The organism is Streptomyces polyasparticus (assembly GCF_014493765.1).
Classification (GTDB): Bacteria; Actinomycetota; Actinomycetes; order Streptomycetales; family Streptomycetaceae; genus Streptomyces; species Streptomyces polyasparticus.
The window spans coordinates 1-726 of sequence record NZ_JACTVJ010000141.1 but is presented as its reverse complement, the minus strand read 5'-3'; the positions used below and the strand labels follow the sequence as shown (position 1 = coordinate 726).

Sequence of the window (726 nt, the reverse complement as noted above, 5' to 3'; positions counted from 1 at the left end):
GAAACTTACAATACCAAAAGATGACAAATTTTGGTTACATAAATGCTGCATTTCGTTCATCTAGGAACAATGAAGCTTACTTATTCATCAATGATAAGTACGTGCTTTTAGATTATGCTCCAGGAACAACCAACGATAAAGTTTTGTATGGGCCGAGTTTTGTTCGTGATGGATATAAATCACTTGCTAATACAATATTTGGAACATATGGAATAGATTGTGCCTTTGACACCGATAACAATGAGGCATTCATATTTTATGAAAAATTTTGTGCTCTCATAGACTATGCTCCACATTCCAACAAAGACAAAATAATCTTAGGTCCTAAGAAAATCGTTGACATGTTTCCTTTTTTCGAAGGAACAATGTTTGAAAATGGAATAGATGCTGCATTTAGATCAACAAAGGGAAAAGAAGTTTACTTATTCAAAGGAGACAAGTATGCTCGTATAGATTATGAAACCAATCGTCTCATTCAAAATATCAAAGACATTACGGATGGTTTTCCTTGCTTACGTGGCACAATATTTGAAAATGGAATTGAGGCAGCTTTTGCTTCTCATAAGACAAATGAAGCTTATCTTTTCAAAGGAGAATATTATGCACGTATCCATTTTACACCTGGATCAACAAATGATACCATTATGGGTGGTGTGAAGAACACTCTTGACTATTGGCCATCTCTTCAAGGCATAATACCTATGAAGAATTAATCATGGGGCACAA

Annotated in this window: 1 protein-coding gene; it reads left to right on the top strand. The window is 34.6% G+C overall.

Features of this window, described 5'->3' with window-relative positions:
* On the top strand, nucleotides 1-713 hold a 713-nt coding region (locus tag H9Y04_RS49225; protein ID WP_214662312.1), incomplete at its 5' end, for a hemopexin repeat-containing protein.
* Nucleotides 714-726 lie beyond the last annotated feature (13 nt).